The sequence below is a fragment of the Streptomyces sp. SID8374 genome (assembly GCF_009865135.1).
Classification (GTDB): Bacteria; Actinomycetota; Actinomycetes; order Streptomycetales; family Streptomycetaceae; genus Streptomyces.
On record NZ_WWGH01000001.1, the window covers coordinates 161,367 to 186,933 of the forward strand.

Below are 25,567 nucleotides of genomic sequence, written 5' to 3' on the forward strand. Positions count from 1 at the left end.
GTGGACACCCCCATGATCACCCCAACCGCCTCAGCCGCTCCAGCTCCACTCCTCCACCTCGGGCAGGTCGACGCCGTGCTCGCGGATCCAGGCGTGGTGGCGGGTGCGGACATCGGCCATCGCCTGGCGTACGGCGACCGCGCGGACGCCGAGCCCCGGCACCCGGTCGATGACGTCCATGACCAGCCGGTAGCGGTCCAGGTCGTTGCGGACCACCATGTCGAACGGCGTGGTCGTGGTGCCCTCCTCCTTGTAGCCGCGCACATGCAGGTTGGCGTGGCCCGCCCGGCGGTAGGCGAGCCGGTGGACCAGCCACGGATAGCCGTGGTACGCGAAGATCACCGGCTTGTCGACGGTGAAGAGGGCGTCGTACTCGGCGTCCGTCATCCCGTGCGGGTGCTCCTCGTGCGGCAGCATCCGGGCGATGTCGACCACGTTGACCACGCGTACGGCCAGCTCCGGCAGATGGCGGCGGAGCAGGTCGGCGGCGGCCAGGACCTCCTGGGTGGGGACGTCCCCGGCGCAGCCGAGCACGACGTCCGGCTCGCGGGTGCCGTCCTCGGTCCCGGCCCACTCCCACGCTCCGGCCCCACGGGCGCAGTGGGCGCGGGCCTCCTCCATCGTGAGCCAGTCGAAGGTCGGCTGCTTGCCCGCCACGATGACGTTGACGTAGTCCCGGCTGCGGAGCGCGTGGTCGGCCACCGAGAGCAGGGTGTTGGCGTCCGGCGGCAGATAGACCCGTACGACCTCGGGGCTCTTGTTCAGGATGTGGTCGACGAACCCGGGGTCCTGGTGCGAGAAGCCGTTGTGGTCCTGGCGCCAGACGTGCGAGGTGAGCAGGTAGTTGAGGGAGGCGATGGGGCGCCGCCAGGGCAGCCGGCGCGAGGTGCGCAGCCACTTGATGTGCTGGTTGACCATCGAGTCGACGATGTGGGCGAACGCCTCGTAACTGGAGAAGAGGCCGTGGCGCCCGGTGAGGAGGTACCCCTCCAGCCAGCCCTGGCAGAGGTGTTCGGAGAGCACCTCCATCACCCGGCCGTCGCGGGCGAGGTGTTCGTCGGTGGGCAGCGTCTCGGCCTGCCAGGCCTTGCCGGTGGAGCGGTAGAGGTCCTGGAGCCGGTTGGAGGCGGTCTCGTCGGGGCCGACCACCCGGAAGTCCCGGCGTTCGGCGGTCGCGGCCATGATGTCCGCCAGGAGTCCGCCGAGCACCTGGGTCGGCGAGTGGGAGGCGGAGCCCGGCTTGTCGACCCGTACGGCGTGGTCCTCCAGGACCGGGATCGGCAGGTCGCGCAGGAGCACGCCGCCGTTGGCGTACGGGGTCGACCCGAGCCGCGCCGCGCCCTCGGGGACGCAGGCGAGGACCTGCTCGGTGGGACGGCCGTCCGCGTCGAACAGCTCCTCGGGGCGGTAGGAGCGCAGCCATGCCTCCAGCTGCCGCAGGTGCTCCGGGTTGTCCCGGACGCCGGAGAGCGGGACCTGATGGGAGCGCCAGGTGTTCTCGACGGGCAGGCCGTCGACCTCCTTGGGCCCGGTCCAGCCCTTGGGGGTGCGCAGCACGATCATGGGCCAGCGGGGGCGCTCGGTCACGCCCTCCTCGCGGGCGGCCCGCTGGTGGGCGGCGATCCGTTCCACGGCGGTGTCCATCGCGGCGGCCATCGCCCGGTGGACGGTGGCCGGGTCGTCGCCGGTGACGTACAGCGGGTCGTGGCCGTAGCCGCGCAGGAGCTGGTCGAGTTCCTCCTCGGGGAGCCGGGCCAGAACCGTCGGGTTGGCGATCTTGTAGCCGTTGAGGTGGAGGACCGGCAGGACGGCCCCGTCGTGGACCGGGTCGAGGAACTTGTTGCCGTGCCAGGACGCGGCGAGCGGTCCCGTCTCCGCCTCGCCGTCCCCGATCACGCAGGTGACCAGCAGGTCCGGGTGGTCGAAGGCGGCGCCGTAGGCGTGGGTGAGGGCGTAGCCGAGTTCGCCGCCCTCGTGGATGGAGCCGGGGGTCTCCGGGGCGACATGGCTGGGCACCCCGCCGGGGAAGGAGAACTGCTTGAAGAGCACGCCCATGCCCTCGGTGGTGCGGGGTACGTCGGGATAGGTCTCGGAGTAGCTGCCCTCCAGCCAGGCGTTGGCGAGGACGGCCGGGCCGCCGTGGCCGGGGCCCCAGACACAGAGCACCTCGATCCCCCGGTCCTTGACGACCCGGTTGAGGTGGGTGTGGACGAGGTTGAGCCCGGGTGAGGTGCCCCAGTGGCCGAGCAGCCGCGGCTTGATGTCCTCGGGGGTGAGCGGCCGGGTGAGCAGGGGGTTGGCCATCAGGTAGATCTGGCCGACGGCGAGGTAGTTGGCAGCGCGCCAGTGCGCGTCCAGCGCGGCGAGTTCCTCGTCGGACAGCGCGGGCGGGGTGTGGGTGTCGCTCACGGAGCAGGTCTCCTCGTGGGATGACGGCGCACGGGTGGGTCGGCCAGGACCCGTCAGGTGTTCTCGGGGCCGTACCAGAGCGTGGTCGCGTTGCAGAACTCGCGGATACCGTGCCCGGCCAGCTCACGCCCGTAACCGGAGCGCTTGATCCCGCCGAAGGGCAGGGCCGGGTGCGAGGCGGTCATCCCGTTGAAGAAGACCCCGCCCGCCTCCAGGTCGCGGGCGCACCGCTCCTGCTCCCCCGCGTCCCGGGTCCAGACGTTGGAACTGAGCCCGAACGGTGTGTCGTTGGCCAGGTGCACCGCCTCGTCGAGGTCGGCGACCCGGTAGAGGGTGGCGACCGGGCCGAAGGTCTCCTCGCGGTGGATGCGCATGGCGGGGGTGATCCCGGTGAGCACGGTGGGGTTGTAGAACCAGCCGTTCTCCAGGCCACCGCCGAGCTTGTCGGGCCGGCCGCCGCCGCACAGGACGGTGGCGCCGCGCTCCACGGCGTCGTCGACCAGCTCCTCCAGGTCCGTGCGGCCCTGTTCGCTGGAGAGCGGTCCGACGTCGGTGGACTCCTCCAGCGGGTCGCCGACGGTCAGGGCGCGCATCCCGGCGGTGAAGTGCTCGGCGAACGCGTCGTACACATCGGCGTGGACGATGAACCGCTTGGCGGCGATACAGGACTGGCCGTTGTTCTGGACCCGTGCGGTGACGGCGGTGGCCGCGGCCTTCTCGACGTCGGCCGAGGGCAGCACGACGTACGGGTCGCTGCCGCCGAGCTCCAGCACCGTCTTCTTGACCTCGTCACCGGCGGTGGAGGCGACGGCTCGGCCCGCCGGTTCGCTGCCGGTGAGGGTGGCCGCCGCGACCCGGGGGTCGCGCAGGACGGCGTCGACGGCGCCCGAGCCGATCAGCAGCGTACGGAAGCAGCCCGCCGGGAATCCGGCCCGGTGGAACAGGTCCTCCAGGTAGAGCGCGGTCTGCGGCACGTTGGAGGCGTGCTTGAGGAGGCCGACGTTGCCCGCCATCAGCGCGGGGGCGGCGAAGCGGACCACCTGCCAGAGCGGGAAGTTCCACGGCATCACGGCGAGGACGACGCCGAGCGGACGGTAGCGGACCAGCGCGCGGGAGGCACCCGAATCGTGTACGTCGTCGGGGTCGGGGTGTTCGTCGGCGAGCAGGCGCTCGGCGTTGGCCGCGTACCAGCGCATCGCCTTGGCGCACTTGGCCGCCTCGGCGCGGGCCGCCGTGACCGGCTTGCCCATTTCGAGGGTCATCGTGCGGGCGATGGTGTCGCGGTCCTCGTCCAGCAGGTCGGCGGCCCGGTTCAGCCAGGCGGCGCGCTGCTCGAAGGGGGTGGTGCGGTACTGCTGGAAGGTGGTGTGGGCGGCGGTGATCCTGCGCTCGGTCTCCTCCTCGCCGAGGGCGTCGTAGGACCTGATCAGTTCGCCGTTCGCGGGGTTGACCGTCGCGATGGGCATGGCAGTGGCCTCCTTGCATCGGTACTTCGACGGTGCCGCGCCGCATGGTCGGGCGCAACGCGGCCCCTTCCGCACGTACCCGGCCGACGCGGATCATGCGTGCCGGGTGGGCACGTTCCGCGTCGGCCGGGTGGGCGGTGCTGGGCGGGGATGCCGCGGTACGGCTACACGAGGGCCGCGAGCGGGGTTCGGCGGGATTCGCGCACGCCCGGCAGCGGGGGGTAGGGCAGCAGTCCCGCGGTCTGCTGCGCCTGGGCGTAGCGGGTGAACCAGACCACCTTGCCGTCCGTGGTCCGGCAGGTGCCCCAGCTGTCGCTGAGGGCCATCACCCGGCTCAGCCCGCCGCCGGCCGGCAGCAGCCGGGGCATCCGGGCACTGTTGTCGGCGACGGACACGGTGACGTGCCGTCCGGTCCAGCGGAGTTCGACGACGCACTGGTTGGTGTCGCCGACATGCCGGTGGACATTGGTCAGGAGTTCGTCCATGGCCCGGCACACCGGCCGGACGTGGAGTTCGAGACTCCAGTGACGAAGGTGCGCGGCGACGATGCGCCGCACCTGGGAAACGCGCTCTGCCGACACCTGCAGTTCGACCGAATAGTGCCGGTCGAGTGGAACGGTCATCGTCGAGGCTCCTCACCGCGAGGCCCACATGCTTCACCCCGTCGTACGAACGACCCCCGAACACGAAGCGTGAGCACCAATCACTTCTGGGTCACTCAACAGGGTGACCCGGGTGGGCCGCCCGCGCAACAGATGAGCTGTTCGCCCTGGTGAGGGCCGTTCGGCCGCGTCGTCACAGGAGGTAGGGCAGCACCCGGTCGGGGGTGAGCGGCAGTTCGCGCAGCCGGGCGCCGGTGGCGTGGCGGACCGCGTTCCCGATGGCGGCGGCGGTGCCGACGATGCCGATCTCGCCGATGCCCTTGGAGCCCATGGGGTTGAGGTGGCGGTCGTCCTCGTCGATCCAGTGGGCCTGGATGTCGAGGGCGTCGGCGTGGACGGGCACGTGGTAGGCGGCGAGGTCCTTGGCCGTGAAGTCGCCGAAGACCGGGTCGATGGCGGAGCCCTCGGTCAGCGCCATGCCGATGCCCATGACCATGCCGCCGGTGAACTGGGAGCGTGCGGTGCGGGCGTTGAGGATCTTCCCGGCGGCGTACACGCCGAGGAGCCTGCGGACCCGGATCTCGCCGGTGACGGAGTCGACGGCCGTCTCGGCGAAGTGGGCGCCGAAGGCATGCCGGGCGTACGGGGATTCGGCGGCGGTCTCCTCCTCGGTGTCGGCGGTGGTGGTGAACCCCTCGGCGGGCAGCGGGCCCCGGTGGTCGGCGAGGCGGTCGGCCAGCGCGGCGGCCGCCTTGTGCACGGCCCACCCCCAGGAGGCGGTGCCGGAGGAGCCGCCGGCGAGGGGGGCGGTGGGCAGGTCGGTGGAGCCGATCCGCACGTCGACGCTCTCCACGTCGGTGGCGAGGGCCGAGGCGGCGATCTGGGCGAGGACGGTCCGGGCGCCGGTGCCGATGTCGGTGGCGTTGACCTCGACCCGGAAGGTTCCGTCGGCCGCCGCGTGGGCGCGGGCGGAGGACCGGGAGACGAGGACGGGGTACGTCGCCGAGGCCACGCCCGTCCCCAGGAGCCAGCGGCCGTCCTGGCGGGCGGCGGGGCGGGGGTCGCGGCCGTGCCAGCCGAAGCGCTGGGCGCCCTCGCGCAGGCAGGCGGCCAGGCCCCGGCTGCTGAAGGGGCGGTCGCTGTCCGGTTCGGTGGCCGGGTCGTTGCGCAGCCGCAGTTCGACCGGGTCCATGCCGAGGGCGGAGGCGAGTTCGTCCATGGCCGACTCCAGCGCGTACATCCCCGAGGCCTCGCCGGGGGCGCGCATCCAGGAGGGGCTGGGGACGTCGAGGGCGGTCACCCGGTGGGTGGTCGTGCTGTCCGGGGACCCGTACATCGTGCGGGCGGGCACGGCGGCCTGCTCCACGAACTCCTTGATGGTGGAGGTGTGGGTGACGACCTCCTGGGAGAGGGCCTGGAGGGTGCCGTCGAGATCGGCGCCGAGGCGCACCCGCTGGATCGTGGGGGCCCGGTGGCCGACGACCTCCGCGAGCTGGGCGCGGGGGAAGACCAGCTTCACCGGGCGGCCGGTGTGGCGGGCGGCCATGGCGGCCATGACCGCCTGGGGGCGGGTGGTCCCCTTGGAGCCGAAGCCGCCGCCGACGTGCTCGGAGACGACGGTGATGTGTGCGGGGTCCAGGTCGAAGACCCGGGCGAGGCTCTTGCGTACGGCGTTGGAGCCCTGGCTGGAGTCGTGGACGGTGAGGTGCCCGTCCTCCCACCACGCGGTGGCGGCGTGGGGCTCCATGGGGTGGTTGTGGAGCGAGATCAGGCGGTAGGTGGCGTCGACCTGGACGGGGGCGGCGGCGAAGGACCGCTCGAAGTCGCCGCGCCTGCGGACGGCGGGGAAGCCGCCGTTGGCCTCCTCGGGCGTGTAGAGGCCCGGGTGGTCCTCGGTGAGGGTCACGTCGTGCTCGTCGCTCTCGTACTCGACGAGCAGCCGCCCCGCCCCCGTCCGGGCGGCCTCCGGGGAGTCGGCGACGACGAGGGCGATCGGCCAGCCGTGGTGCGGGACGCGGTCGCTCTGGAGGACGGCGAGGATCGGGTCCTCGGGTTCGGCGAGGACCGGCGCGTTGTCGTGGGTGAGGACGGTGTGCACGCCGGGGACGGCGAGGGCGTCGACCGCGCGTACGGCGGTGACCCGGCCGGCGGCGATGGTGGCCGGGACCGGCCAGGCGTACAGGGTGCCGGGCGGGGTGTGCTCGGCCGCGTACCGGGCGGTGCCGGTGACCTTGTCCCGGGCCTCCCTGCGGACGACGGGCGCACCGGTGAGCTGAGGGGCGTGGGACATGGCGGCAGGGCCTCCGGGTCGGTGGGGGGTCAGGTGGTCGGGTCGGCCTCGGGACCGTGCTGCTCGCTGAGTTCGCCGAGGACGTCCTGGGCGACGCGGCGGACGAGGTCCACCTTGAAGGCGTTGTCGCGCAGGGGCCGGGCCTCGGCGAGTTCGGCGATCAGGGCGTGCTGGAAGGCGGCGGGCGTGGCGGGGGCGCCGAGCAGTTCGGCCTCGGCCCTGCGGGCGCGCCAGGGCCGGTGGGCGACCCCGCCGAAGGCGAGCGTGGCGCGTTCGACGCGGCCGCCCGCCACCTGGAGGGTGGCGGCGACGGAGACCAGGGCGAAGGCGTACGACGCGCGGTCGCGGGCCTTGCGGTAGCGGGAGACCGTGCCGGGGGCGGGCGGCGGGAGGACCACCTCGGTGATGAGCTCGCCGGGCCTGATGACGGTGTCCTGGTCGGGGTTGTCCCCCGGCAGCCGGTGGAACTCGGTGGCGGGGACGGCCCGTTCGCCCTCGGGCCCGAGCAGGAGCACGGTCGCGTCGAGGGCGGCGAGGGCCACGGCCATGTCGGAGGGGTTGGTGGCCACGCACTCGGCCGAGTGCCCGAGGATCGCGAGGTCGCGGTGGGAGCCTTCGCGGGCGGGGCAGCCGGAGCCGGGGAGCCGTTTGTTGCAGGGCTTGGAGACGTCCTGGAAGTAGGAGCAGCGGGTGCGCTGGAGGAGGTTGCCGCCGGTGGTGGCGGTGTTGCGGAGCTGCCCCGAGGCCCCGGCGAGCAGCGCCTGGGTGAGCACCGGGTAGTCGCGTCGTACGTCGGGGTGGGCGGCGAGGTCGCTGTTGCGGACGGTGGCGCCGATCCGCAGGCCGCCGTCGGGGCTCGGGGCCACCCGGTCCAGGGGGAGCTTGGTGACGTCGATGAGGAGGCCGGGTTCCTCGACGCCCAGTTTCATGAGGTCGACGAGGTTGGTGCCGCCGCCCAGGAACCGGGCTCCGGTCCCCTCCGCGCAGAGCCGTACGGCTTCGGCGGTGGTGGTGGGTCGCTGGTAGCCGAACGGTTTCACGGGGTCACGTCCTCGATGGCTTCGACGATCCGGGGGTAGGCCCCGCACCGGCACAGGTTGCCGCTCATCCGCTCGCGGATCTCGTCCGCGTCCAGGGGGGCGGGGTTTTCGGTCAGGGCGTCCGGAGGGGTGACGTGGGACGGATGGCCGTCGGCGGCCTCCTTGAGCATGCCGACGGCCGAACAGATCTGCCCGGGGGTGCAGTAGCCGCACTGGAGGGCGTCGCGTTCCACGAACGCCTGTTGCAGAGGGTGGAGGGTGTCGCCGTCGGCGAGACCCTCCACCGTGGTGATCGCCGAGCCGTCCTGGGCGACGGCGAGGAGCAGGCAGCTGTTGGTGCGGCGGCCGTCGACGAGGACCGTGCAGGCGCCGCACTGGCCGTGGTCGCAGCCCTTCTTTGCGCCGGTCAGGCCGAGCTGTTCGCGCAGCAGGTCCAGGACCGTGGTGCGGTGGTCGAGGGTCACCTCGGTCTCTTCCCCGTTGACGTACAGGGTCACGGTGGACCGTTCGACGGTGACCGGTTCCGGTGCGGTGACCGCTTCCAGGGCGAGGGAATCCATGCTCGAACACCTTTCACTACGGGCCCCTGTTGACCCTGTTCACAGGCTCTTCGGCGTACGCGGCCCCCGTCAGGGGCCACGGCGGCGTCAGCGGTTCTCCAGCCGCAGCCGGACCTCCTGCTCCTGGTCCCCCGCGGCCGTACCGACGACGCGGACGGTGAACGCGCCGGTGAGGTGGTCCCGCAGCCGGTCGACGGCCCAGTAGCCGCCCTGGGCGTCCACCGTGACCGGGGCGGTCAGCGTCACGGGTTCGGCGGCGGCCTTCGGCTCGGAGACGTCGACGGTGGTGACCCAGACGGTGGGGCGGGGGCCGCTCGTCGTCTCCGGCGCGTCGTCCGCGTCCCGGTCGGACTCGAAGGCGCTGCCGAGCACGCCGAACACGCTGCGCGCGTCCGCGAGATCGCACCGGCTCAGCGACACCAGCACCTCCTGGCCGGACGTGGAGTCGTCGCCGTTTCGTTCGGGGGTGCTGTTCACGGGGTTCCTTCCGTCGGATGCCGGCCTTCGGGTCCACTCCAGGCTCACCCCGCGCCGGGCCGACGGCGACACGGGAGGGCCGAAGAGGGCTACAGCTCCCGCAGAGCGGGCAGGAGGGCCTTCTCAGCCCATGCGATGAAGGACTGCTGGTGTTCCCCGCCGACCTGGACCAGTGCGATCTCGGTGAATCCCGCCTCGGTGTAGGCGCGCACCGCGTCGACGAACGTGTCGACGTCCTGTCCGCAAGGGATGGCCGACGCGACGTCCTCCTTGCGGACGAGTTCGGTCGCCTGGGCGAAACTCTCCGGTCCGGGGAGTTCGGAGTTGACCTTCCAGCCGCCGACCGACCAGCGGAACTGTTCGTGGGCGCGGGCGATCGCGGCGTCCCGGTCGGGGTCGTAGCAGACGGGCAGCTGGCCCACCCGGGGCTTCCCGGCGCCTCCGTGCCGGTCGAAGTCGTCGAGGAGCCCGCTCTTGGCCTCGGTCGCGATCACCAGGTCGGCTTCGCGTCCGGCGAGCGCGCAGGAGGCCGGGCCGGAGACGGCGACGCCGATCGGCACCCGGGTCCCGGGCAGGTCCCACAGCCGGGCGTTCTCCACGTCGAAGTGGGTGCCGTGGTGGTTGACGTTCCCGCCGTCGAAGAGGGCGCCGATGATCTCGACGGCCTCTTCGAGCATCTCCAGCCGTACGTGGGCGGCGGGCCAGCCGGCGCCGACGACGTGCTCGTTGAGGTTCTCGCCGGAGCCGAGGCCCAGCCGGAACCGGCCCTCGGCGAGGATCTGGAGTGTCGCGGCCTTCTGGGCGACGACGGCGGGGTGGTAGCGGGTGGTCGGACAGGTCACGTACGTCATCAGGCCGATGGTCTCGGTGGCCTGTGCCGCCGCGCCGAGCACCGCCCAGGCGTACGGTGCGTGGCCCTGTTCCCGGAGCCAGGGGAAGTAGTGGTCGGAGGTGACGGAGAAGTCGAATCCCGCCTTTCCGGCGGCCACCACATCCCGTACGAGCTCTCGCGGTCCGGTCTGTTCGGTCATCATCGTGTAGCCGATTCGCACCATGCGAAACGCTTTTCCCCTGAGATCCTCATAAAACATGAATTGATGTGAACAGCCGACTGACTGCCTTCCCCCGGGGTATGCGGCAACCATGGACGTATCGAACGGATCCACGCAGTCACTGGCCGCCCTTCTCGCCGACGGCACGGGCGCGCTGGCGGCCGTCATCTTCCCCATCGCCGCGCTCGCCGTGGTGGGCTTGCTGATCGGCGGTTTCGTGCTGGGCAAGCGCAAGAAGGACACCGAACTGCCCCCGCCCCTCCCCGGCGAGCAGCCGACGAAGCCGGAGGGGCACACGCACATCGACGCGCACGACCCGCACGCATCCGACCGCTTCCCCGATGACGGCAGCGCCCTCAATCCGCACCAGTTGGACGGGCACGGCAACGAGCCGCTCCCGCCCCACCGGGACGAGCCGCGCACCGACACGGATCGATGAACCGGCCGGCCGCCGACCGACGAACACGCGTCACGGTCCTGGTCGCGCTCGCGGCCAACCTGGTGATCGCGGCGGCCAAGACCGTGGGCGGGCTGATCTCCGGCTCGCCCGCTCTGCTGTCCGAGGCGGCCCACTCGGTCGCCGACAGCCTCAACGAGATCTTCCTGCTCGCCGCCCTCCGGCGCAGCCGCCGCCCCGCCGATGCCCGTCACCCGTTCGGCTACGGCAAGGAGCGCTTCTTCTGGGCGCTCCTCGCGGCCGTCGGCATCTTCGTGATGGGCGGCTGTTTCTCGTTCTACCAGGGGCTCTCGGCCCTGCGCGGGGGCGACCACGAGTCCCGCAGCGGCTATGTCGCCGGGCTGATCGTCCTCGGCGTCGCCCTCGTCGCCGAGAGCACCTCGCTGGCCCGGGCCCTGCACCAGGCGCGGGGCGAGAAGGGCGCGGCCCTGGACCCGGCGCTGCGGACCGTCATCGCGGAGGACAGCACGGCGGTGCTCGGGGTCAGCCTGGCCATCGCCGGGATGTCCCTGCACCTGGCCACCGGAAGCGTGGTCTGGGAGGCGGCGGCATCCCTGGGCATCGGACTGCTCCTGGTCTACGTGGCCTTCCGGCTCGGCCGGGACGCCCGGGACCAGCTGATCGGCGAGTCCGTAGACCCGGTGCTCCGACGCGAGCTGGTGGGCTTCCTCATGCGCCAGAGCGAGATCGACAACGTGGCCGAACTCCTCACCATGCGCCTGGGCATGGACTCCGTCCTGGTGGCGGCCCGCATCGACCTGGCTCCCGGGATCGACAGCGAGCGGGTGGAGGAGGTCTCGATGCGCATCCGGCACGCGATGTGCGAGCGGTGGCCGCAGGCGGACCAGGTCTTCCTGGACATCACGAACGCCCCGCCGCGCATCGGTCTGTGAGTGCCGCCCGCGTTGCGCCGCCGCACGGGCCGCCCGAGGGTGGGTGCTGGACCGCAGCGGCCGCCCCCCGCGCCGCACACCCGTGAGAAGGCAGTGGACCATGACCGGAAGCAATCCCCGTACGGCCCCCTCGGCGGCGCCCCTGACCGGCTCCGCCGCGCCGTGCTGGGTCACCCTGATGACCCGGGACCTTCAAGCCGCCCAGCGGTTCTACGCCGCCGTCCTGGGCTGGTCGTTCCGCCCGGGGAAGCTCGGCGCGGAGTTCTCCGTGGCCCGCCGCGGCGACATCCCCGTCGCGGGCATCTTCGCCGTGTCGACCGCGTACCAGGTCGCGGTGGCCTGGACGCCGTACTTCGCGGTGGCGGACGCCGATGTGGCCGCAGCCCGGGTCCGGGAGCGCAGCGGGACGGTGGCGGTGGGGCCGCTGACGCTCGGCAAGGGGCGCGGCGTCCTGGCCTCCGACCGGGACGGTGCCCCGTTCGGCCTCTGGGAGCGCACCGAACCGGCCACCTCCCCGCCGGCCCCCGACGACCACGCGCACGCCTGGCTGCGGCTGCGGACCCGCAACGCCTTCGACGCGGCGATCTTCTACGGCGAGGTACTCGACTGGGCGAGCGGACGTCCCGGATGCTGTGACGTCGCGTACGAGGGTGACGAGGTCATCGTGCGGTGCGAGGGGCGGCCGCTGGCCCGGATCAGCTCCGGGGCGGTGGAGGCCGCCGTCGACCCGCTGGTGCGCCCGCACTGGCAGGTGCAGTTCCCGGTGGAGGACGTCCCCGTCACGGTCGCGGAGGCGAAGCGCCAGGGCGGCTCCCTCGTCGAGGAACGGACCTTCCTCGGCGGCCGGGAAGCCACCCTGCGGGACCCCGACGGCGCACTGTTCACGGTGACCGCCGTGCGGGGTCCGGTGGGTCCGGAGAGCTGAGCCGCTCAGTCCTTCGGGCCGGCGGGCGGGTCGTCCGCGCGCGGTCCGGAGCGGCCGCGGGCCAGCGCCCAGACGGGGAAGACGAACCAGCAGACCAGGAACCACAGCGCTATCCCGCCGACCAGCCAGAGGGCGAACGTGTTGTGGAGGGCGACCCGCAGGATCAGCAGCAGGGTGGAGCACATCGTCAGGAACAGCAGCACCAGCCCGACGACGGTCATGCGTGAGGCCCAGATGACCGTCTCCGGCTTCATCCGGCGGCCGGTGAGCAGCCGGTGGTAGGTGACGGGGCCGATGAGCGCGGCCACGGTCGCCGAGCCGAGCACCACCGTGACCACGTAGATGTCGCGGTCCACCTCCGAAAGGCCGGTGAACCGCGGCTGGAACACCACGGCGAGGAGAAAGCCGAAGAGGATCTGCACGCCGGTCTGGGCGACGCGCAGTTCCTGGAGCAGTTCGGACCACTGCCGGTCCGCCCGCTCCTCCTCGGTCTCCTCGCGGCCTCTGCCATAGGTCGTTGACACGGACACTCTCCTCGACTTCGACGCGACCGGGAGCACTGATACACCCATTCGATTCGGGACTACTGGTGCCCCGGCCGCACGGGCTCAATCCCACCGGTGAGGCGCGCGATTCCCACTCGACCGGACCACTCCGTCCGCCTAGGATCACGTCCACGGCATCGCGCGTCGGTCACCGTCCGGGTGAGGCGTGGAGGTAGCCCGTGAGATGCCCGTTGGAGGCATTCCACCGTGTCGGTCGAGTTGAACCACACCATCATTCATTCCCGCGACAACCGCGAGTCCGCCGAGTTCTTCGCGGATCTGCTGGGCCTGGAAGTCGGGCCGGAGTGGGGCCCGTTCATCCCCGTCGTCCTCGCGAACGGCGTCACCCTGGACTTCGCGACGATTCCCGAGGAATCGATCACGCCGCAGCATTACGCCTTCCTCGTCTCGGAGGCGGAGTTCGACGCGGCGTTCGGCAGGATCCAGGAGCTGGGCATCGCGTACTACGCCGATCCCCACCGGAAGCTCCCGGGCGAGATCAACCACAACGACGGCGGCCGGGGCGTCTACTTCCCCGATCCGAGCGGTCACGGCATGGAGCTCATCACCCGCCCCTACGGCGGCTGAGCGAGGGCGTTCAGGGCCCGACGGCGAGCAGGAGCTCGGGGCGGTCCCACATGACCGCGGGCGGGTTCGCACGGACGGTGCCGACGGGTTCGGCGCCGACAGCGCGGTAGAAGCCCTCGGCGGGCGGGTGGGACACGATCCGGATTCCGGTGAGTCCCGCCCGCCCGGCCTCCTCACGCAGATGGCCGATGAGGAGGCGGCCGACGCCGAGCCCCTGCGCCTCGTCGGCGACGAACATCAGGTCGAGTTCGGGCGGCTGGAGGATCAGCGCGTAGAAGCCGAGGACCCGGTCGTCGTCGCGGCCGGCGGCGACGAAGACCCTGTGCGCCTCGATGTAGTCCGGTCCGACGCGGTATCCGGCGACCATCGGGGCGTACGGGCCCTCGTAGGCGCGTGACGTCCGGACCAGCCGGGTGAGCCGACGGGCGTCACGTGCCGTCGCCCGGCGGACGAGGAGGTCCGGGCGGTGCGGGCCGCGCCCGGAGCGCGTAATGCCTGATCTCATACGTCGAGTATTACGTACGGCGGCGGACGCCCGGCGCGCACGACTCATGCACGGTACACGGAGCACTCCCCGGGGCCGCGGCGCATGAACGGCGGTTCGGGGGTACACGGACCCCTGCACCTCGCCCGGTGGTTGCTCCACCGGGCCCGGACCGAAAGGGGTTGACCACTGTGCGACGACGAAGCTGCGTACCGGCCGATGAGCGGTGGGGGCGGTAACCGTGACAACAGTGATCATCATCATCGCCGTGGCCCTCGTGGTGGCCGCCGCCGTCTACTTCTTCCTGGTGCGCGGAGGTTCCGTCGGCGGGGGCCGCAGCCTGCGCAGCCGGTTCGGCCCCGAGTACGACCGGGTGGTCGCCCGGCACAACGGCGACACCAAGGCGGCCGAGCAGGAGCTCGATGAGCGGGTGAAGCTCCACGGTGACCTGGAGAAGCGGCCGCTGACCGAGGCGGCCCGCGCGGATTACACCGCCCGCTGGGCCCGCACCCAGGAGCAGTTCGTCGAGTCGCCGCAGCAGGCGCTGGACGAGGCGGACGCGCTGCTCGCCGACCTCTCCCGCGACCGGGGCTTCCCGGCCGGTGAGAGCTTCGAGGACCGCACCGCCGCGCTCTCCGTCCACCACGCCCGTCATGTCGAGGGCTACCGCAGGGTGCACACCGCGAGGAACGACGGCACCGGCACCGAGGAGATGCGCGAAGCGTTCGTCGAGGCCCGTGGCCTCTTCGACGCCCTCCTCGAGGACGGTCCGGCGACCCGCGACCACAGCAACCGACAGCTCACGAAGGGACGGGGCACATCATGACGCAGACTCCGAACACCACCGGGAACACCGGCAGCACGCCCAACAGGCCCACGCCGTCGATCGGGTCCGAGCGCGTCCAGCCGGTGACGCCTCCCGGCAACGCCCTCGGCACGCCCGTACCGCCGACGGCCGCCAAGCCTTCCGGCTCCCCGCCGACGACCGGCGCGTCCGATCCGGCGTCGACCGCCACGGCCGACAAGGCGCACACGGACACCGCCCGTACCGACACCGACCGTACCGACGTCGGCCTTACCGAGACCGCCCGTTCGGACTCCGCTCGTCCGGACTCCGCTCGTGTGGACTCCGACCGGGTGGACGCGCCCCGGGAGACCGGCCGTACGACGGAGTCCTCCCACTCCCGCGGCACGGACACGGCGAAGGCCAACGGCCGCCCGCTGTTCGCCGCCGAGGAGCGGGAGAAGTTCGACGCCCGCATCCACCAGGCGGTGGCCGGCTTCGTGGAGAACCCGCGCCAGGCGGTGCAGGAGGCCGACGCCACGTTCGACGAGGTCGTCACCGGGCTCACACAGGCCCTGGCCGAGCGGTCCCGGCTGCTGCGCACCGACCGCGACGGTGAGCGGTCCGAGGCCGGGACGGAGGATCTGCGGATCGCCCTCCAGCAGTACCGCGATCTGACGGAACGCCTCGTCCGCCTCTGAGCGGTGACCGCACGATGCCCGCACGCAAGGGGCGGCCCGACCGGGTACCGGTCGGACCGCCCCTTGCGGCGTACGGCCCCGCCCCTCCGATGCCATCGGTCTTCAGCCGGTGATCACCAGTCCCTCGCGCAGCCGGTCCAGCGCGGGTTCGGGGATGCGCAGCCCTGTGCGTACGTAGCCGTCGAGACCGCCCCACCGCTCGTCCATCGCGTCGAGGGCCATGTCGAGGTAGCGGGGGCGGACCTCGACGATCGCCGCCGCGACGGCCGGGTCGCCGCCGCCGTCCAGGAACTTCTGGACGTACGGCGCGAACGCGGCCCGCACCGCCGGGTTCACCGCGAGGAAGTCCTGCCGCACGGTCTCCCGGGACGCTCCCAGGATCATCAGCAGGACGGCCGCCGCCCAGCCGGTGCGGTCCTTGCCCGCCGTGCAGTGGAAGAGCACCGGTCGCGCGGCCGCGTCCGCGGCGGTCTCCAGGAAGGCCCGGTAGGCGGCCGCCGCGCCGGGTGAGAGCACCATCTTGCGGTAGGTCTCGGCGAACAGCTCCTCGGCCCGGCCGCCGCCCAGCGTTCGTTCCGCCTCGGCCGGATCGGCGAGCAGCGCCTTGAGCCTGGCCGGCGCCACGCCCGGGTGGTCGCCGAGGACATCGGCGACGAAGAGCCGGGCCCGGTCGGGGAGCCGGTCCGGGGACCACTGCCGTTCGTCGGCCGTGCGCAGATCGACGACCGTACGGATACCGAGTGCGGCCACCGCACGGTCGCGTTCCGGATCCAGCTCGCTCAGCTGCCCCGAACGGAACAGCACGCCCTGCCGCACCCGGCGGTCACGGCCCAGGGAGATACCCCCCAGGTCGCGCAGATTGACAACGGTGGCGGCCGGAACGGTCCGGGCGGTCTGCACGATGAACTGCCTCTTTCCCTGATGAGAACGCCTAGGGCCCCATCGGCCCAACGACCCACCGGCCCACCGGCCGGAACTCAGTCCGCCAGCAGATTCGCCTTCTGCTCCGCGAACTCCGCGTCCGTGAGCACATCCCGCCGCCACAGCTCGGCGAGCCGCTCCAGCCGGGTGATGATGTCGTCCCCCTCGGCCGTGTCGTCCGCGACCGCACCGGCCGTACCGAAGCGCTCATGGGTGACGAAGACTCCGCCCGCCTCCCGGAAGGCGCGGGCGAGCTGCGAGGTCCACAGGTCCTCCCGGACGACGAGGGCGACCGCCTCGCCCTGCGGCACGCTCCCCTCCAGCACCTCGACGTTCCCGGCGTCCAGCGCCACGGCCGCCCCGCTCTCCTCCGTACCGACGGGAACGGTCCCCTCCGGGTCCAGGTCGCGCAGCTCCACCGGGGTCAGCGCGCCGCCCTCGGCGCGGCGGAGGAAGGCCAGATCGGAGGCGCGTACGGCGCCCGATGCCACGGCATCGGCGAGGACGGGCACCACGGCCCCGGTGAAGCCGCTGCCGGGGAAGGCGATGACGAGGTGTTCCACAGGTCCGACGGCCACGGTCGCGTCCTCTCCGCATCCCGGCGGCCGTGAGGGCTCCGGGGTGGATACGGGCATTCCAGGGATTACGTAAGAAACGGGAAAACTTCGCACATAATATGCATCAACCGTCGAATTCACCCCGTTGTCGACAATGGCCGTGTTGCGCCCCACTCGACCCGGCTTCCGGTTGCGTGGCGGCGTCGGTCCGGTAACGCGACGTTAAGTGAGCGATCACATGCGGACCGGAGAGGGCAAGGTCACAGCACGTGCCCCTGCTGCGCGTGGCCCGTGCTGGCCTAGCATCTGACCATGACGGTCCAGCCTGCTGACGGGCTCTCTCCGGCCGCCGCGTTCCCCGACCCCTCCCACGACCAGTGGCAGAGCCTCGTCGAAGGCGTTCTGCGCAAGTCGGGCAAGGAAGTCTCGGGCTCGGCCGCCGAGGAAGCGCTGTCCACCACACTGGAGGACGGGCTCACCACCCGGCCCCTCTACACCGCGAACGACGTCTCTCCGGACACCGGTTTTCCCGGCTTCGCGCCCTTCACCCGGGGCAGCAGGGCCGAAGGGAACGCGGCGGGCGGCTGGGACGTGCGCCAACGCCACGCCCTGAGCGACCCCGCCCGGCTCAACGAGGCGGTGCTCGGCGATCTGGAGAACGGTGTCACCTCGCTCTGGCTCACCGTGGGCGGCCCGGCCGGCATCCCCGTGGGCTCCCTCGCCCGCGCACTGGACGGCGTCTACCTGGACCTCGCGCCCATCGTCCTGGACGCCCCGGCCGACCTGGACGCCGCCGCCACCGAGCTGCTGCGGCTGTACGAGGACCGCGGCGTCGCCAAGGGCGAGGCGCGCGGGACCCTGGGCGCCGATCCGCTCGGCCACGATGCCCGGACCGGCGTCGAGGCGGACCTCACCGCCGCCGTCCGCTGGGCGAAGGTCTGCGGCGCGGAGTACCCGGGGGTGCGGGCGATCGCCGTGGACGCGCTGCCGTACCACGAGGCCGGGGGTTCGGCCGCCGAGGAGCTGGGGCTCTCCCTGGCGACCGGCGTCGCCTATCTGCGGGCGCTGACGGCTGCCGGGCTGGGCGTCGAAGAGGCCTGTGCCCAGCTGGAGTTCCGTTACGCGGCCACCGCCGACCAGTTCCTGACGATCGCCAAGCTGCGGGCCGCGCGCCGGCTGTGGGCGCGGGTCGCCGAGGCGTCGGGGGCTCCCGGGGCGGGCGGACAGCGCCAGCACGCCGTGACCTCACCGGTGATGATGACGCGCCGCGACCCGTGGGTGAACATGCTGCGCACCACGCTCGCCACGCTGGGCGCGGGGGTGGGCGGCGCCGACTCCGTCACCGTCCTGCCGTTCGATCACGCGCTGGGGCTGCCCGACGCGTTCGCCCGCAGGATCGCCCGTAACACCTCCACGATCCTGATGGAGGAGTCGCACCTCGCCCGCGTCATCGACCCGGCGGGCGGCTCCTGGTACGTGGAGCGGCTCACCGATGAACTGGCCGCCTCCGCCTGGGCGTTCTTCCAGGAGACAGAGCGGGCGGGCGGACTGCCCGCAGCCCTGCGCTCCGGGATGGTCGCCGAGCGGCTGGCCGCCACCTGGGCGGCGCGCAGCGCGAAGCTGGCCCGCCGCAAGGAGCCGGTGACGGGGGTCAGCGAGTTCCCGATGCCGTCCGAGCGGCCGGTGGAGCGCGAGCCCGCGCCCGATCCGTACGCGGGTGCCCCGGGCGGTCTGCCCCGGGTCCGGCGCGACGAGGCGTTCGAGGCGCTGCGGGCCCGGTCGGACGCGCACCTCGCCGCGACCGGCGAGCGGCCCAAGGTGTTCATCGCCGCGATCGGTCCGGCCGCCGCGCACACCGCACGGGTCTCGTTCGCCGTCAACCTCTTCGGGGCGGGCGGGATCGAGGCGGTGCACCAGCCGGTGTCGGTGGACGCGGCGACGGCCGCCGACGCCTTCACCGCCTCCGGTGCGAGCGTCGCCTGTCTCTGTTCGTCGGACGCCCTGTACGCCGAGCAGGCGGCCGAGGTGGCCGGGGCGCTGAAGTCGGCGGGCGCGGCGCAGGTGTTCCTCGCCGGACGCCCCGGCGAGTACGCCGGTGTCGACTCCTACGTCTTCGCGGGCTGCGACGCGGTCGCCGTTCTCACCTCCGTACTCGACCGCATGGGAGTGGCGTGATGCAGACATCGCCCACGGAACAGAAATCCGCCGGGAAACCCTCCGTTCCCGACTTCTCCGAGGTCGCGCTGGAGTCCCCCGCTCCCCCGGCCGGTTCCGCCGAGGAGTGGCAGGCGGCCGTGGCCAAGGCGGCCGACGGCTCCGAGGCCCCGCTGTGGGAGACCCCCGAGGGCATCACGGTCAAGCCGCTCTACACGGGCGAGGACCTGGAGGGCCTGGACGCGCTGCACAGCTACCCGGGCATCGCACCGTATCTGCGCGGGCCGTACCCGACGATGTACGTCAACCAGCCCTGGACGATCCGCCAGTACGCCGGGTTCTCGACGGCCGAGGAGTCCAACGCCTTCTACCGGCGCAACCTCGCGGCCGGGCAGAAGGGCCTCTCCGTCGCCTTCGACCTGCCGACCCACCGGGGGTACGACAGCGACCACCCCCGGGTGACCGGTGATGTCGGTATGGCCGGGGTGGCGATCGACTCGATCTACGACATGCGCCAGCTGTTCGACGGCATTCCGCTGGACCGGATGTCGGTGTCGATGACGATGAACGGCGCGGTGCTTCCCGTACTGGCGCTGTACATCGTGGCCGCCGAGGAGCAGGGCGTACCGCCCGAGAAGCTGGCCGGGACCATTCAGAACGACATTCTGAAGGAGTTCATGGTCCGCAACACCTACATCTATCCGCCGACCCCGTCGATGCGGATCATCTCCGACATCTTCGCGTTCACCTCGCAGAAGATGCCGCGCTACAACTCCATCTCGATCTCCGGCTATCACATCCAGGAGGCGGGTGCGACGGCCGATCTGGAGCTGGCGTACACGCTGGCCGACGGGGTGGAGTATCTGCGCGCCGGGCAGGAAGCCGGCCTGGACGTCGACGCGTTCGCGCCCCGGCTCTCCTTCTTCTGGGCGATCGGGATGAACTTCTTCATGGAGGTCGCCAAGTTGCGGGCGGCCCGGCTGCTCTGGGCGCGCCTGGTCAAGCAGTTCGATCCGAAAAACCCCAAGTCCCTTTCGCTGCGCACCCATTCGCAGACCTCGGGCTGGTCGCTGACCGCGCAGGACGTGTTCAACAATGTGACGCGTACGTGTGTGGAGGCGATGGCCGCGACACAGGGCCACACCCAGTCGCTGCACACCAACGCGCTGGACGAGGCGCTGGCGCTGCCGACCGACTTCTCGGCGCGGATCGCCCGCAACACCCAGCTCCTGCTCCAGCAGGAGTCCGGGACCTGCCGGGTCATCGACCCGTGGGGCGGCAGCGCGTACGTGGAGAAGCTGACGCGCGACCTGGCGGACCGGGCCTGGCAGCACATCGAGGAGGTCGAGGCGGCCGGCGGGATGGCGAAGGCCATCGACGCGGGCATCCCCAAGCTCCGGGTGGAGGAGGCGGCCGCCCGTACGCAGGCGCGGATCGACTCCGGGCGGCAGCCGGTGATCGGGGTGAACAAGTACCGGGTGGAGACCGACGAGAAGATCGATGTGCTCAAGGTCGACAACTCCTCGGTGCGCACCCAGCAGATCGAGAAGCTGCGGCGGCTGCGCGAGGAGCGCGACGAGGTGGCGTGCCAGGAGGCGCTGCGGGCGCTGACGGCGGCAGCGGAGCGCGACCCGGGCCCGGGCCTGGAGGGCAACCTGCTGGCGCTCGCGGTCGACGCGGCGCGGGCGATGGCCACGGTCGGGGAGATCTCGGACGCGTTGGAGAAGGTGTACGGGCGGCACGCCGGGCAGATCCGTACGATCTCCGGTGTGTACCGCAAAGAGGCAGGGGACTCCCCTTCGGTGGACCGCACCCGCGCACTGGTCGACGCGTTCGAGGAGGCGGAGGGGCGCCGTCCGCGCATCCTGGTCGCCAAGATGGGCCAGGACGGCCACGACCGGGGGCAGAAGGTGATCGCCACGGCCTTCGCCGACCTGGGCTTCGACGTGGACGTCGGCCCGCTGTTCCAGACGCCGGGCGAGGTCGCGCGGCAGGCGGTGGAGGCCGACGTGCACATCGTGGGCGTCTCCTCGCTGGCGGCCGGGCACCTCACCCTGGTGCCGGCGCTGCGGGAGGAGCTGGCCGCCGAGGGCCGGGAGGACATCATGATCGTGGTGGGCGGGGTGATTCCGCCGCAGGACGTCGAGGCCCTGCACGAGGCGGGCGCGGCCTCGGTCTTCCCGCCGGGGACGGTGATCCCTGACGCGGCCCACGACCTGGTGACGCGGCTCGGCGCCGCGCTCGGCCACGAGCTGTGAGCCGCTGACCGGATGGCTGCCAAGATCGACATCGACAGTTATGTGCAGGGAGTGCTCGACGGCAAGCGGGCGTTCGTGGCGCGCGCCATCACGCTCGTCGAGTCGACGCGGGCCGAACACCGGGTGCTGGCACAGGAGTTGCTGAGCCGGTTGCTGCCGCACGCCGGGAACGCCCGGCGGATCGGGATCAGCGGGGTGCCCGGGGTGGGCAAGTCCACCTTCATCGACGCGCTGGGCACGATGCTCACCGGGCTCGGCCACCGGGTGGCGGTGCTGGCCGTCGACCCGTCCTCCAGCCGTACGGGCGGTTCCATCCTGGGTGACAAGACCCGGATGGAGCGCCTGGCGGTGGACCCGGCCGCCTTTGTGCGCCCCTCCCCCACCGCCGGGACGCTGGGCGGGGTGGCGAAGGCGACCCGGGAGTCCATCGTGGTGATGGAGGCGGCGGGGTACGACGTGGTGCTCGTGGAGACGGTGGGGGTCGGGCAGTCGGAGACGGCGGTCGCCAACATGGTCGACACGTTCCTGCTGCTGACCCTGGCCCGGACCGGCGACCAGTTGCAGGGCATCAAGAAGGGTGTCCTGGAGCTGGCGGACGCCATCGCGGTGAACAAGGCGGACGGCCCGCACGAGCGCGACGCCCGCTCGGCGGCGCGTGAACTGGCGGGCGCGCTGCGGCTGATGCACCCGGTGGACGCTGCCTGGACGCCTCCGGTGCTCACGTGCAGCGCCCGGGAGTCGACGGGCCTGGACACCCTGTGGGAGCGGCTGGAGCAGCACCGTACGGTCCTGGAGTCCACCGGACGGCTGGCGGCCAAGCGCCGCGACCAGCAGGTGGACTGGACCTGGACCATGGTCCGCGACGAGCTGCTGGACAGTCTGCGCAACCACCCGGCGGTACGGAAGCTGGCACCCGAGCTCGAACAGCGGGTGCGCGAGGGGACGTTGACGGCGACGCTGGCCGCCGAGGAGATCCTGCACGCGTTCCGGGGCGACGAGCCCGCCTGAGCCGCACCTGAACAGACCGATGGGCCCCTGGACGGAGGGGCCCATCGGCGTTTTCGGGGGCGGCGGCCGACTGTGCGTCAGGCGGCGACCGGGGGCGCGCTCACGGTCGGCACGACGACGGGGGCGCCGTCGGAGGTCGCGGTGAGGATCTCGGCCTCGATGCCGTACAACTCTCGTACGAGGTCGGCGTCGACGATCTCGCGCGGCGGCCCGGAGGCGACGATCCGCCCCGCGCGCATGGCGACCAGGGTGTCGGCGTACCGGGCGGCCCCGGCCAGGTCGTGGACGACCATCACGATGGTCCGGCCCTGGGCCGCGACCTCGCGCACCAGGTCCAGGACCTCCACGGCGTGGCCGATGTCGAGGGCGCTGGTGGGCTCGTCGAGGAGGACGATCGGGGTCTCCTGCGCGAGGGCCATGGCGAGCCAGCACCGCTGGCGCTGGCCGCCGGAGAGCTGGTCGAGGCGGCGGTCGGCCAGGCCGGTCGTACCGGTCGCCTCCAGGGCGCGGGTGACCGCCTCCTCGTCCTCGTGCGACCACTGGCGGAACAGCCCCTGGTGCGGGTGGCGTCCGTACCGTACGAGTCCGGCGACGGTCACCGCCTCGGGGGCCTGCGGGGCCTGGGGCAGCAGGGCGATGCGGTGCGCGGCGTCCCGCTGGCGCAGCTGCCAGACATCGGCGTCACCGGCGAACACCCGGCCCGAGCGCGGCTGGTGGAGGCGGGCGACGCAGCGTAGCAGGGTCGACTTCCCGCAGCCGTTGGGGCCGACGATCGCCACCACCTGTCCCGATCCGACGGTCAGGTCGACACGGTCCACGGCGGTATGACCGGCATATCCAGCGGTGAGCTGTTCAACACGGATGTCCACGAGGACCGGCCTTTCCGAAGAAATGGGGCATCACCTTGCTCGATGCCACTAAAGTAAGGCTAACCTTAGCTCGCCGAGAGGTCGTCGGTGGCCCCGTGCTGCCGAAAGACCTTCGCCGCTTCATGTCCCGTTGATTCCGGAGCCCTTGATGACCCTGCACCACCGCCCCGTCCGCACCGCCTCCCGAAGAGCGGCCCAGGCCGTCGCCACGCTCGGGGCCGCGGTCCTGCTCCTGACGGCCTGCGGAGGAGGGTCCGACTCTGCCGACAGCAAGCCGTCCGGCGAGAAGTCCGCGAAGGCGGACTCCTCCTCGGCCAAGACGCGGACCGTCAAGGACGCCACGGGGGCGGCCGTGGAGATTCCCGCGGAGCCGAAGCGCATCGTGACGCTCACCCAGGAGGACCTGGACGCGGTGCTCGCGCTGGACATCAAGCCGGTCGGCATCACCAACGGGCAGGGCCTGGACAAGCCGCCGGCCTACCTGGCGGACAGGGTCGAGGGCATCAACGTCGTCGGCAACCTGCTCCAGCCGGTCATGGACAAGGTCGTCGCCGCGAAGCCGGACCTGATCCTCGCCGGTGACATGCAGGACGAGCAGGTGCTCAAGCAGCTCCGCGAGATCACCCCGGCCACGCTGGTGACGATGGCGCCGACCGACGACTGGAAGCTGTTCTTCCGGGGTATCGGCAACGCCGTCAACAAGCTGGACGCGGCCAACAAGTTCATCACCGACCACGAGGCCGCCGCCAAGGCCGCCGGTGAGAAGCTCGGCGCCAACAAGGGCGCCGAGGTCTCCATCGTCCGCTGGAACCCGGACGGGCCCAGCTGGATGGAGAACAAGCAGTTCGCCAGCGGTGTCGCGCTGGAGATGGGGCTGAAGCGGCCCAAGTCCCAGAACAAGGACGGCAACGCGCACACGCCGTCGCTGAGCCTGGAGAAGATCAACGAGATCGACGGCGACTGGCTGTTCCTGTCGACGCTGACCTCGGACGGCGCCAAGGCGCTCAAGGACGTCCAGGACAAGCCGGCCTACAAGGAGCTCGGCGCCGTCAAGAACAAGCACGTCGTGACGGTCGACGGCTCGGTGTGGTCCACGCGCGGCGGGCCGCTGGCGGCCGACGTCGTGATGGAGGACTACGTCAAGGCGCTCTCCGCCAAGTAGCCGTACGGCCGAACAGCCCTACGCCACCACGCCGTCCGGCCCGGCCCGGAGTCTCCGGGCCGGGCCGCAGGCCTGCGGGCCGGATCAGTCCGCCGGGGCGGCGGTTCCGGCGGCCGTCCTGGCCGCCGCGAAGTCCGCCGCCGTCCACGCCATGCCCACCGCGCCGTCCAGCAGGGCCTGTTCGGCCGCCGGGGAGACGGCGGCGGCGACGAACTCGGGCTCGTGCGGCCCGCAGGCTCCCCCGCTGATGTCCAGCACCGGGTGGATGGACGGCACCACGTGCGAGACGTTGCCCATGTCCGTGCAGGCGAAGGGCGGGCGCTCCACGGACTCGGCGCGGCCGAGCTCGCGGGCGTTGGCGGTCCAGAACCGGAGCAGCTCCGCGTCGCCCCGGAAGTCGAGGTAGTCGGGTTCGGGCTGTTCCAGGGTCACTTCGCACCCCGTGGCGAGCGCACCGGCCCGGAAGCAGTCCTCGACGCGCTGCCGCAGCTCCCGCAGGTCCTCGGCGGCGAGCGCGCGGATCTCGTACGTGGCGGTGGCCCGGTCGGGTATCACGTTGGGCGAGGTGCCGGCCGCCGTCGTGATGCCGTGCACCCGCCACTGGGGCGGCAGTTGCTGGCGCAGCAGCCCCAGGGCGACCTGGGCGACCGTGAGCGCGTCGGCGGCGTTGCGGCCTTCGTGCGGGTTGAGGCTGGGGTGGGCGGAGCGGCCGGTGTAGGTGACGTCGAGGGTGCCGAGGGCGAACGAGCGGAAGTCGGCCAGCTCGAAGGGGCAGGGGTGGACCATCATCGCGGCGTCCACCCCGTCGAACGCCCCGGCCTCCAGGAGCAGCGCCTTGCCCGCGCCACGCTCCTCGGCGGGTGTGCCCAGGACCCGCACCGTCAGGCCGAGTTCGTCCGCGTACGGGGCCAGGCCGAGCGCCGCGCCGACCCCGGCCGCGGCGATCAGGTTGTGGCCGCAGGCATGGCCGAGTCCCGGCAGCGCGTCGTACTCGCAGGCGATCGCGACGGTGACGGGCCCTGAGCCGATCGTGGCCCGGAACGCCGTCTCCAGGCCGTGGGCGGGCGCGGTGACGTCGAACCCGCGCGCGGCCAGGAGTTGAGCGCAGAGCGCTGCGGAGCGGTGTTCCCCGAAGGCTGTCTCGGGGTCGGCGTGGATGCGTCTGCTGAGGCCGACCAAGGCCTCGGCGTTCTTCATGACCGTGTCCCGGACGGCGGCTTTCAGGGCGTCGAGACGCTCTTCGGCCACCTCGCCGCCCTGCGTGGCGGCACGGTCGGTTCCGGGGACGGTCATGGGCTCTCCTGGCGTTCCGGACCGTCCGGGGACGGTCGCCTGCACTGTCGGAAATAGGTTAACTTAGCCTTA

24 protein-coding genes are annotated in these 25,567 nt (G+C 72.1%); 10 read left to right on the forward strand and 14 right to left on the reverse strand.

Going from position 1 to position 25,567, the window contains the following annotated elements; translation table 11 throughout:
• Positions 1-30 precede the first annotated feature (30 nt).
• The 8 genes from GTY67_RS00750 to GTY67_RS00785 form a co-directional block, all read right to left on the reverse strand.
• Positions 31-2,409, reverse strand: a complete 2,379-nt coding sequence (locus tag GTY67_RS00750) for a phosphoketolase family protein (protein WP_161277409.1) — start codon at positions 2,407-2,409, stop codon at positions 31-33.
• 53 nt (positions 2,410-2,462) lie between these two features.
• A complete protein-coding gene (locus GTY67_RS00755; protein WP_161277411.1) occupies positions 2,463-3,875 on the reverse strand; it encodes an NADP-dependent succinic semialdehyde dehydrogenase in 1,413 nt (470 codons plus the stop codon).
• Between the two features lie 164 nt (positions 3,876-4,039).
• A complete protein-coding gene (locus tag GTY67_RS00760) occupies positions 4,040-4,498 on the reverse strand; it encodes an ATP-binding protein (protein ID WP_093694368.1) in 459 nt (152 codons plus the stop codon).
• Positions 4,499-4,670: 172 nt separating this feature from the next.
• Positions 4,671-6,767 (reverse strand): xanthine dehydrogenase family protein molybdopterin-binding subunit, encoded by a 2,097-nt coding sequence (locus tag GTY67_RS00765; RefSeq protein ID WP_161277412.1) that lies wholly within the window; start codon positions 6,765-6,767, stop codon positions 4,671-4,673.
• 29 nt (positions 6,768-6,796) lie between these two features.
• Positions 6,797-7,807, reverse strand: a complete 1,011-nt coding sequence (locus GTY67_RS00770) for a xanthine dehydrogenase family protein subunit M (RefSeq protein ID WP_161277413.1) — start codon at positions 7,805-7,807, stop codon at positions 6,797-6,799.
• Positions 7,804-8,367, reverse strand: coding sequence for a 2Fe-2S iron-sulfur cluster-binding protein (locus GTY67_RS00775; RefSeq protein ID WP_093694365.1), 564 nt, complete (start codon positions 8,365-8,367; stop codon positions 7,804-7,806). Before GTY67_RS00775 ends, GTY67_RS00770 begins: the two co-directional genes overlap by 4 nt.
• An 87-nt stretch (positions 8,368-8,454) precedes the next feature.
• Positions 8,455-8,844 carry a hypothetical protein gene (locus GTY67_RS00780; RefSeq protein WP_093694364.1) on the reverse strand — a complete coding sequence of 130 codons (390 nt, stop codon included), beginning with the start codon at positions 8,842-8,844 and terminating at the stop codon, positions 8,455-8,457.
• Positions 8,845-8,933: 89 nt separating this feature from the next.
• Positions 8,934-9,899, reverse strand: a complete 966-nt coding sequence (locus tag GTY67_RS00785; protein WP_161277414.1) for an LLM class F420-dependent oxidoreductase — start codon at positions 9,897-9,899, stop codon at positions 8,934-8,936.
• An 88-nt stretch (positions 9,900-9,987) separates the two neighbouring features.
• On the opposite strand from GTY67_RS00785, the gene GTY67_RS00790 reads away from it, so the two are divergent.
• From GTY67_RS00790 to GTY67_RS00800, 3 genes are all read left to right on the forward strand, one after another.
• A complete protein-coding gene (locus tag GTY67_RS00790; RefSeq protein ID WP_093694362.1) occupies positions 9,988-10,335 on the forward strand; it encodes a DUF6479 family protein in 348 nt (115 codons plus the stop codon).
• Positions 10,332-11,246: a cation diffusion facilitator family transporter gene (locus GTY67_RS00795; protein ID WP_093694361.1), complete on the forward strand. Its 915-nt coding sequence runs from the start codon at positions 10,332-10,334 to the stop codon at positions 11,244-11,246. The genes GTY67_RS00790 and GTY67_RS00795 overlap by 4 nt, the downstream gene beginning before the upstream one ends.
• A gap of 100 nt (positions 11,247-11,346) precedes the next feature.
• Positions 11,347-12,171 (forward strand): VOC family protein, encoded by an 825-nt coding sequence (locus tag GTY67_RS00800; protein ID WP_161277415.1) that lies wholly within the window; start codon positions 11,347-11,349, stop codon positions 12,169-12,171.
• Between the two features lie 5 nt (positions 12,172-12,176).
• Here GTY67_RS00800 and GTY67_RS00805 read toward each other — a convergent pair whose 3' ends face one another.
• Positions 12,177-12,695 (reverse strand): DUF6328 family protein, encoded by a 519-nt coding sequence (locus tag GTY67_RS00805; RefSeq protein WP_161277416.1) that lies wholly within the window; start codon positions 12,693-12,695, stop codon positions 12,177-12,179.
• 228 nt (positions 12,696-12,923) lie between these two features.
• Between GTY67_RS00805 and GTY67_RS00810 the strand changes: the two genes are divergently transcribed.
• A complete protein-coding gene (locus tag GTY67_RS00810; protein WP_093694358.1) occupies positions 12,924-13,304 on the forward strand; it encodes a VOC family protein in 381 nt (126 codons plus the stop codon).
• A 10-nt stretch (positions 13,305-13,314) separates the two neighbouring features.
• Here GTY67_RS00810 and GTY67_RS00815 read toward each other — a convergent pair whose 3' ends face one another.
• A complete protein-coding gene (locus tag GTY67_RS00815) occupies positions 13,315-13,809 on the reverse strand; it encodes a GNAT family N-acetyltransferase (RefSeq protein WP_161277417.1) in 495 nt (164 codons plus the stop codon).
• A 220-nt stretch (positions 13,810-14,029) separates the two neighbouring features.
• Here GTY67_RS00815 and GTY67_RS00820 point away from each other — a divergent pair, with 220 nt between their 5' ends.
• Together GTY67_RS00820 and GTY67_RS00825 are read left to right on the forward strand one after the other, a co-directional pair.
• The gene (locus GTY67_RS00820; RefSeq protein ID WP_093694356.1) at positions 14,030-14,614 is read left to right on the forward strand and encodes a hypothetical protein; all 585 of its coding nucleotides are present in this window, start codon (positions 14,030-14,032) and stop codon (positions 14,612-14,614) included.
• Positions 14,611-15,273 carry a hypothetical protein gene (locus tag GTY67_RS00825; RefSeq protein WP_161277418.1) on the forward strand — a complete coding sequence of 221 codons (663 nt, stop codon included), beginning with the start codon at positions 14,611-14,613 and terminating at the stop codon, positions 15,271-15,273. The genes GTY67_RS00820 and GTY67_RS00825 overlap by 4 nt, the downstream gene beginning before the upstream one ends.
• A gap of 102 nt (positions 15,274-15,375) precedes the next feature.
• On the opposite strand, the gene GTY67_RS00830 is transcribed toward GTY67_RS00825, so the two are convergent.
• Together GTY67_RS00830 and GTY67_RS00835 are read right to left on the reverse strand one after the other, a co-directional pair.
• Entirely contained in the window at positions 15,376-16,173 is a 798-nt protein-coding gene (locus GTY67_RS00830; RefSeq protein WP_161277419.1) for a tyrosine-protein phosphatase, read from the reverse strand.
• Between the two features lie 77 nt (positions 16,174-16,250).
• Entirely contained in the window at positions 16,251-16,772 is a 522-nt protein-coding gene (locus tag GTY67_RS00835) for a DUF6325 family protein (protein ID WP_093694353.1), read from the reverse strand.
• A 291-nt stretch (positions 16,773-17,063) separates the two neighbouring features.
• Here GTY67_RS00835 and GTY67_RS00840 point away from each other — a divergent pair, with 291 nt between their 5' ends.
• Genes GTY67_RS00840 through meaB form a run of 3 tightly spaced genes read left to right on the forward strand, consistent with a single transcriptional unit; the run spans position 17,064 to position 22,171 of the window.
• The gene (locus tag GTY67_RS00840) at positions 17,064-18,926 is read left to right on the forward strand and encodes a methylmalonyl-CoA mutase family protein (protein ID WP_161277420.1); all 1,863 of its coding nucleotides are present in this window, start codon (positions 17,064-17,066) and stop codon (positions 18,924-18,926) included.
• On the forward strand, positions 18,926-21,163 hold the full coding sequence (gene scpA / locus GTY67_RS00845; protein WP_161277421.1) for a methylmalonyl-CoA mutase: 2,238 nt from the start codon (positions 18,926-18,928) through the stop codon (positions 21,161-21,163). Before GTY67_RS00840 ends, scpA begins: the two co-directional genes overlap by 1 nt.
• A gap of 12 nt (positions 21,164-21,175) precedes the next feature.
• Complete coding sequence (gene meaB / locus GTY67_RS00850) at positions 21,176-22,171, forward strand: methylmalonyl Co-A mutase-associated GTPase MeaB (protein ID WP_093694350.1); 996 nt, start codon at positions 21,176-21,178, stop codon at positions 22,169-22,171.
• Positions 22,172-22,248: 77 nt separating this feature from the next.
• On the opposite strand, the gene GTY67_RS00855 is transcribed toward meaB, so the two are convergent.
• Positions 22,249-23,040: an ABC transporter ATP-binding protein gene (locus GTY67_RS00855; RefSeq protein WP_161277422.1), complete on the reverse strand. Its 792-nt coding sequence runs from the start codon at positions 23,038-23,040 to the stop codon at positions 22,249-22,251.
• 148 nt (positions 23,041-23,188) lie between these two features.
• Here GTY67_RS00855 and GTY67_RS00860 point away from each other — a divergent pair, with 148 nt between their 5' ends.
• Positions 23,189-24,202: an ABC transporter substrate-binding protein gene (locus tag GTY67_RS00860; RefSeq protein WP_161277423.1), complete on the forward strand. Its 1,014-nt coding sequence runs from the start codon at positions 23,189-23,191 to the stop codon at positions 24,200-24,202.
• A gap of 84 nt (positions 24,203-24,286) precedes the next feature.
• Here the strand turns inward: GTY67_RS00860 and GTY67_RS00865 are convergent, their stop codons facing one another.
• Positions 24,287-25,495, reverse strand: a complete 1,209-nt coding sequence (locus GTY67_RS00865) for an amidohydrolase (protein WP_161277424.1) — start codon at positions 25,493-25,495, stop codon at positions 24,287-24,289.
• Positions 25,496-25,567: the final 72 nt, after the last annotated feature.

Excerpts from the sequence above, each read along its gene's own strand:
- GTY67_RS00755 (WP_161277411.1), bottom strand. The coding sequence starts at position 3,875 with ATGCCCATCGCGACGGTCAACCCCGCGAACGGCGAACTGATCAGGTCC.
- GTY67_RS00760 (WP_093694368.1), bottom strand. The coding sequence starts at position 4,498 with ATGACCGTTCCACTCGACCGGCACTATTCGGTCGAACTGCAGGTGTCG.
- GTY67_RS00765 (WP_161277412.1), bottom strand. The coding sequence starts at position 6,767 with ATGTCCCACGCCCCTCAGCTCACCGGTGCGCCCGTCGTCCGCAGGGAG.
- GTY67_RS00775 (WP_093694365.1), bottom strand. The coding sequence starts at position 8,367 with ATGGATTCCCTCGCCCTGGAAGCGGTCACCGCACCGGAACCGGTCACC.
- GTY67_RS00785 (WP_161277414.1), bottom strand. The coding sequence starts at position 9,899 with ATGGTGCGAATCGGCTACACGATGATGACCGAACAGACCGGACCGCGA.
- GTY67_RS00790 (WP_093694362.1), top strand. The coding sequence starts at position 9,988 with ATGGACGTATCGAACGGATCCACGCAGTCACTGGCCGCCCTTCTCGCC.
- GTY67_RS00795 (WP_093694361.1), top strand. The coding sequence starts at position 10,332 with ATGAACCGGCCGGCCGCCGACCGACGAACACGCGTCACGGTCCTGGTC.
- GTY67_RS00800 (WP_161277415.1), top strand. The coding sequence starts at position 11,347 with ATGACCGGAAGCAATCCCCGTACGGCCCCCTCGGCGGCGCCCCTGACC.
- GTY67_RS00815 (WP_161277417.1), bottom strand. The coding sequence starts at position 13,809 with ATGAGATCAGGCATTACGCGCTCCGGGCGCGGCCCGCACCGCCCGGAC.
- GTY67_RS00825 (WP_161277418.1), top strand. The coding sequence starts at position 14,611 with ATGACGCAGACTCCGAACACCACCGGGAACACCGGCAGCACGCCCAAC.
- GTY67_RS00840 (WP_161277420.1), top strand. The coding sequence starts at position 17,064 with ATGACGGTCCAGCCTGCTGACGGGCTCTCTCCGGCCGCCGCGTTCCCC.
- scpA (WP_161277421.1), top strand. The coding sequence starts at position 18,926 with ATGCAGACATCGCCCACGGAACAGAAATCCGCCGGGAAACCCTCCGTT.
- meaB (WP_093694350.1), top strand. The coding sequence starts at position 21,176 with ATGGCTGCCAAGATCGACATCGACAGTTATGTGCAGGGAGTGCTCGAC.
- GTY67_RS00860 (WP_161277423.1), top strand. The coding sequence starts at position 23,189 with ATGACCCTGCACCACCGCCCCGTCCGCACCGCCTCCCGAAGAGCGGCC.
- GTY67_RS00865 (WP_161277424.1), bottom strand. The coding sequence starts at position 25,495 with ATGACCGTCCCCGGAACCGACCGTGCCGCCACGCAGGGCGGCGAGGTG.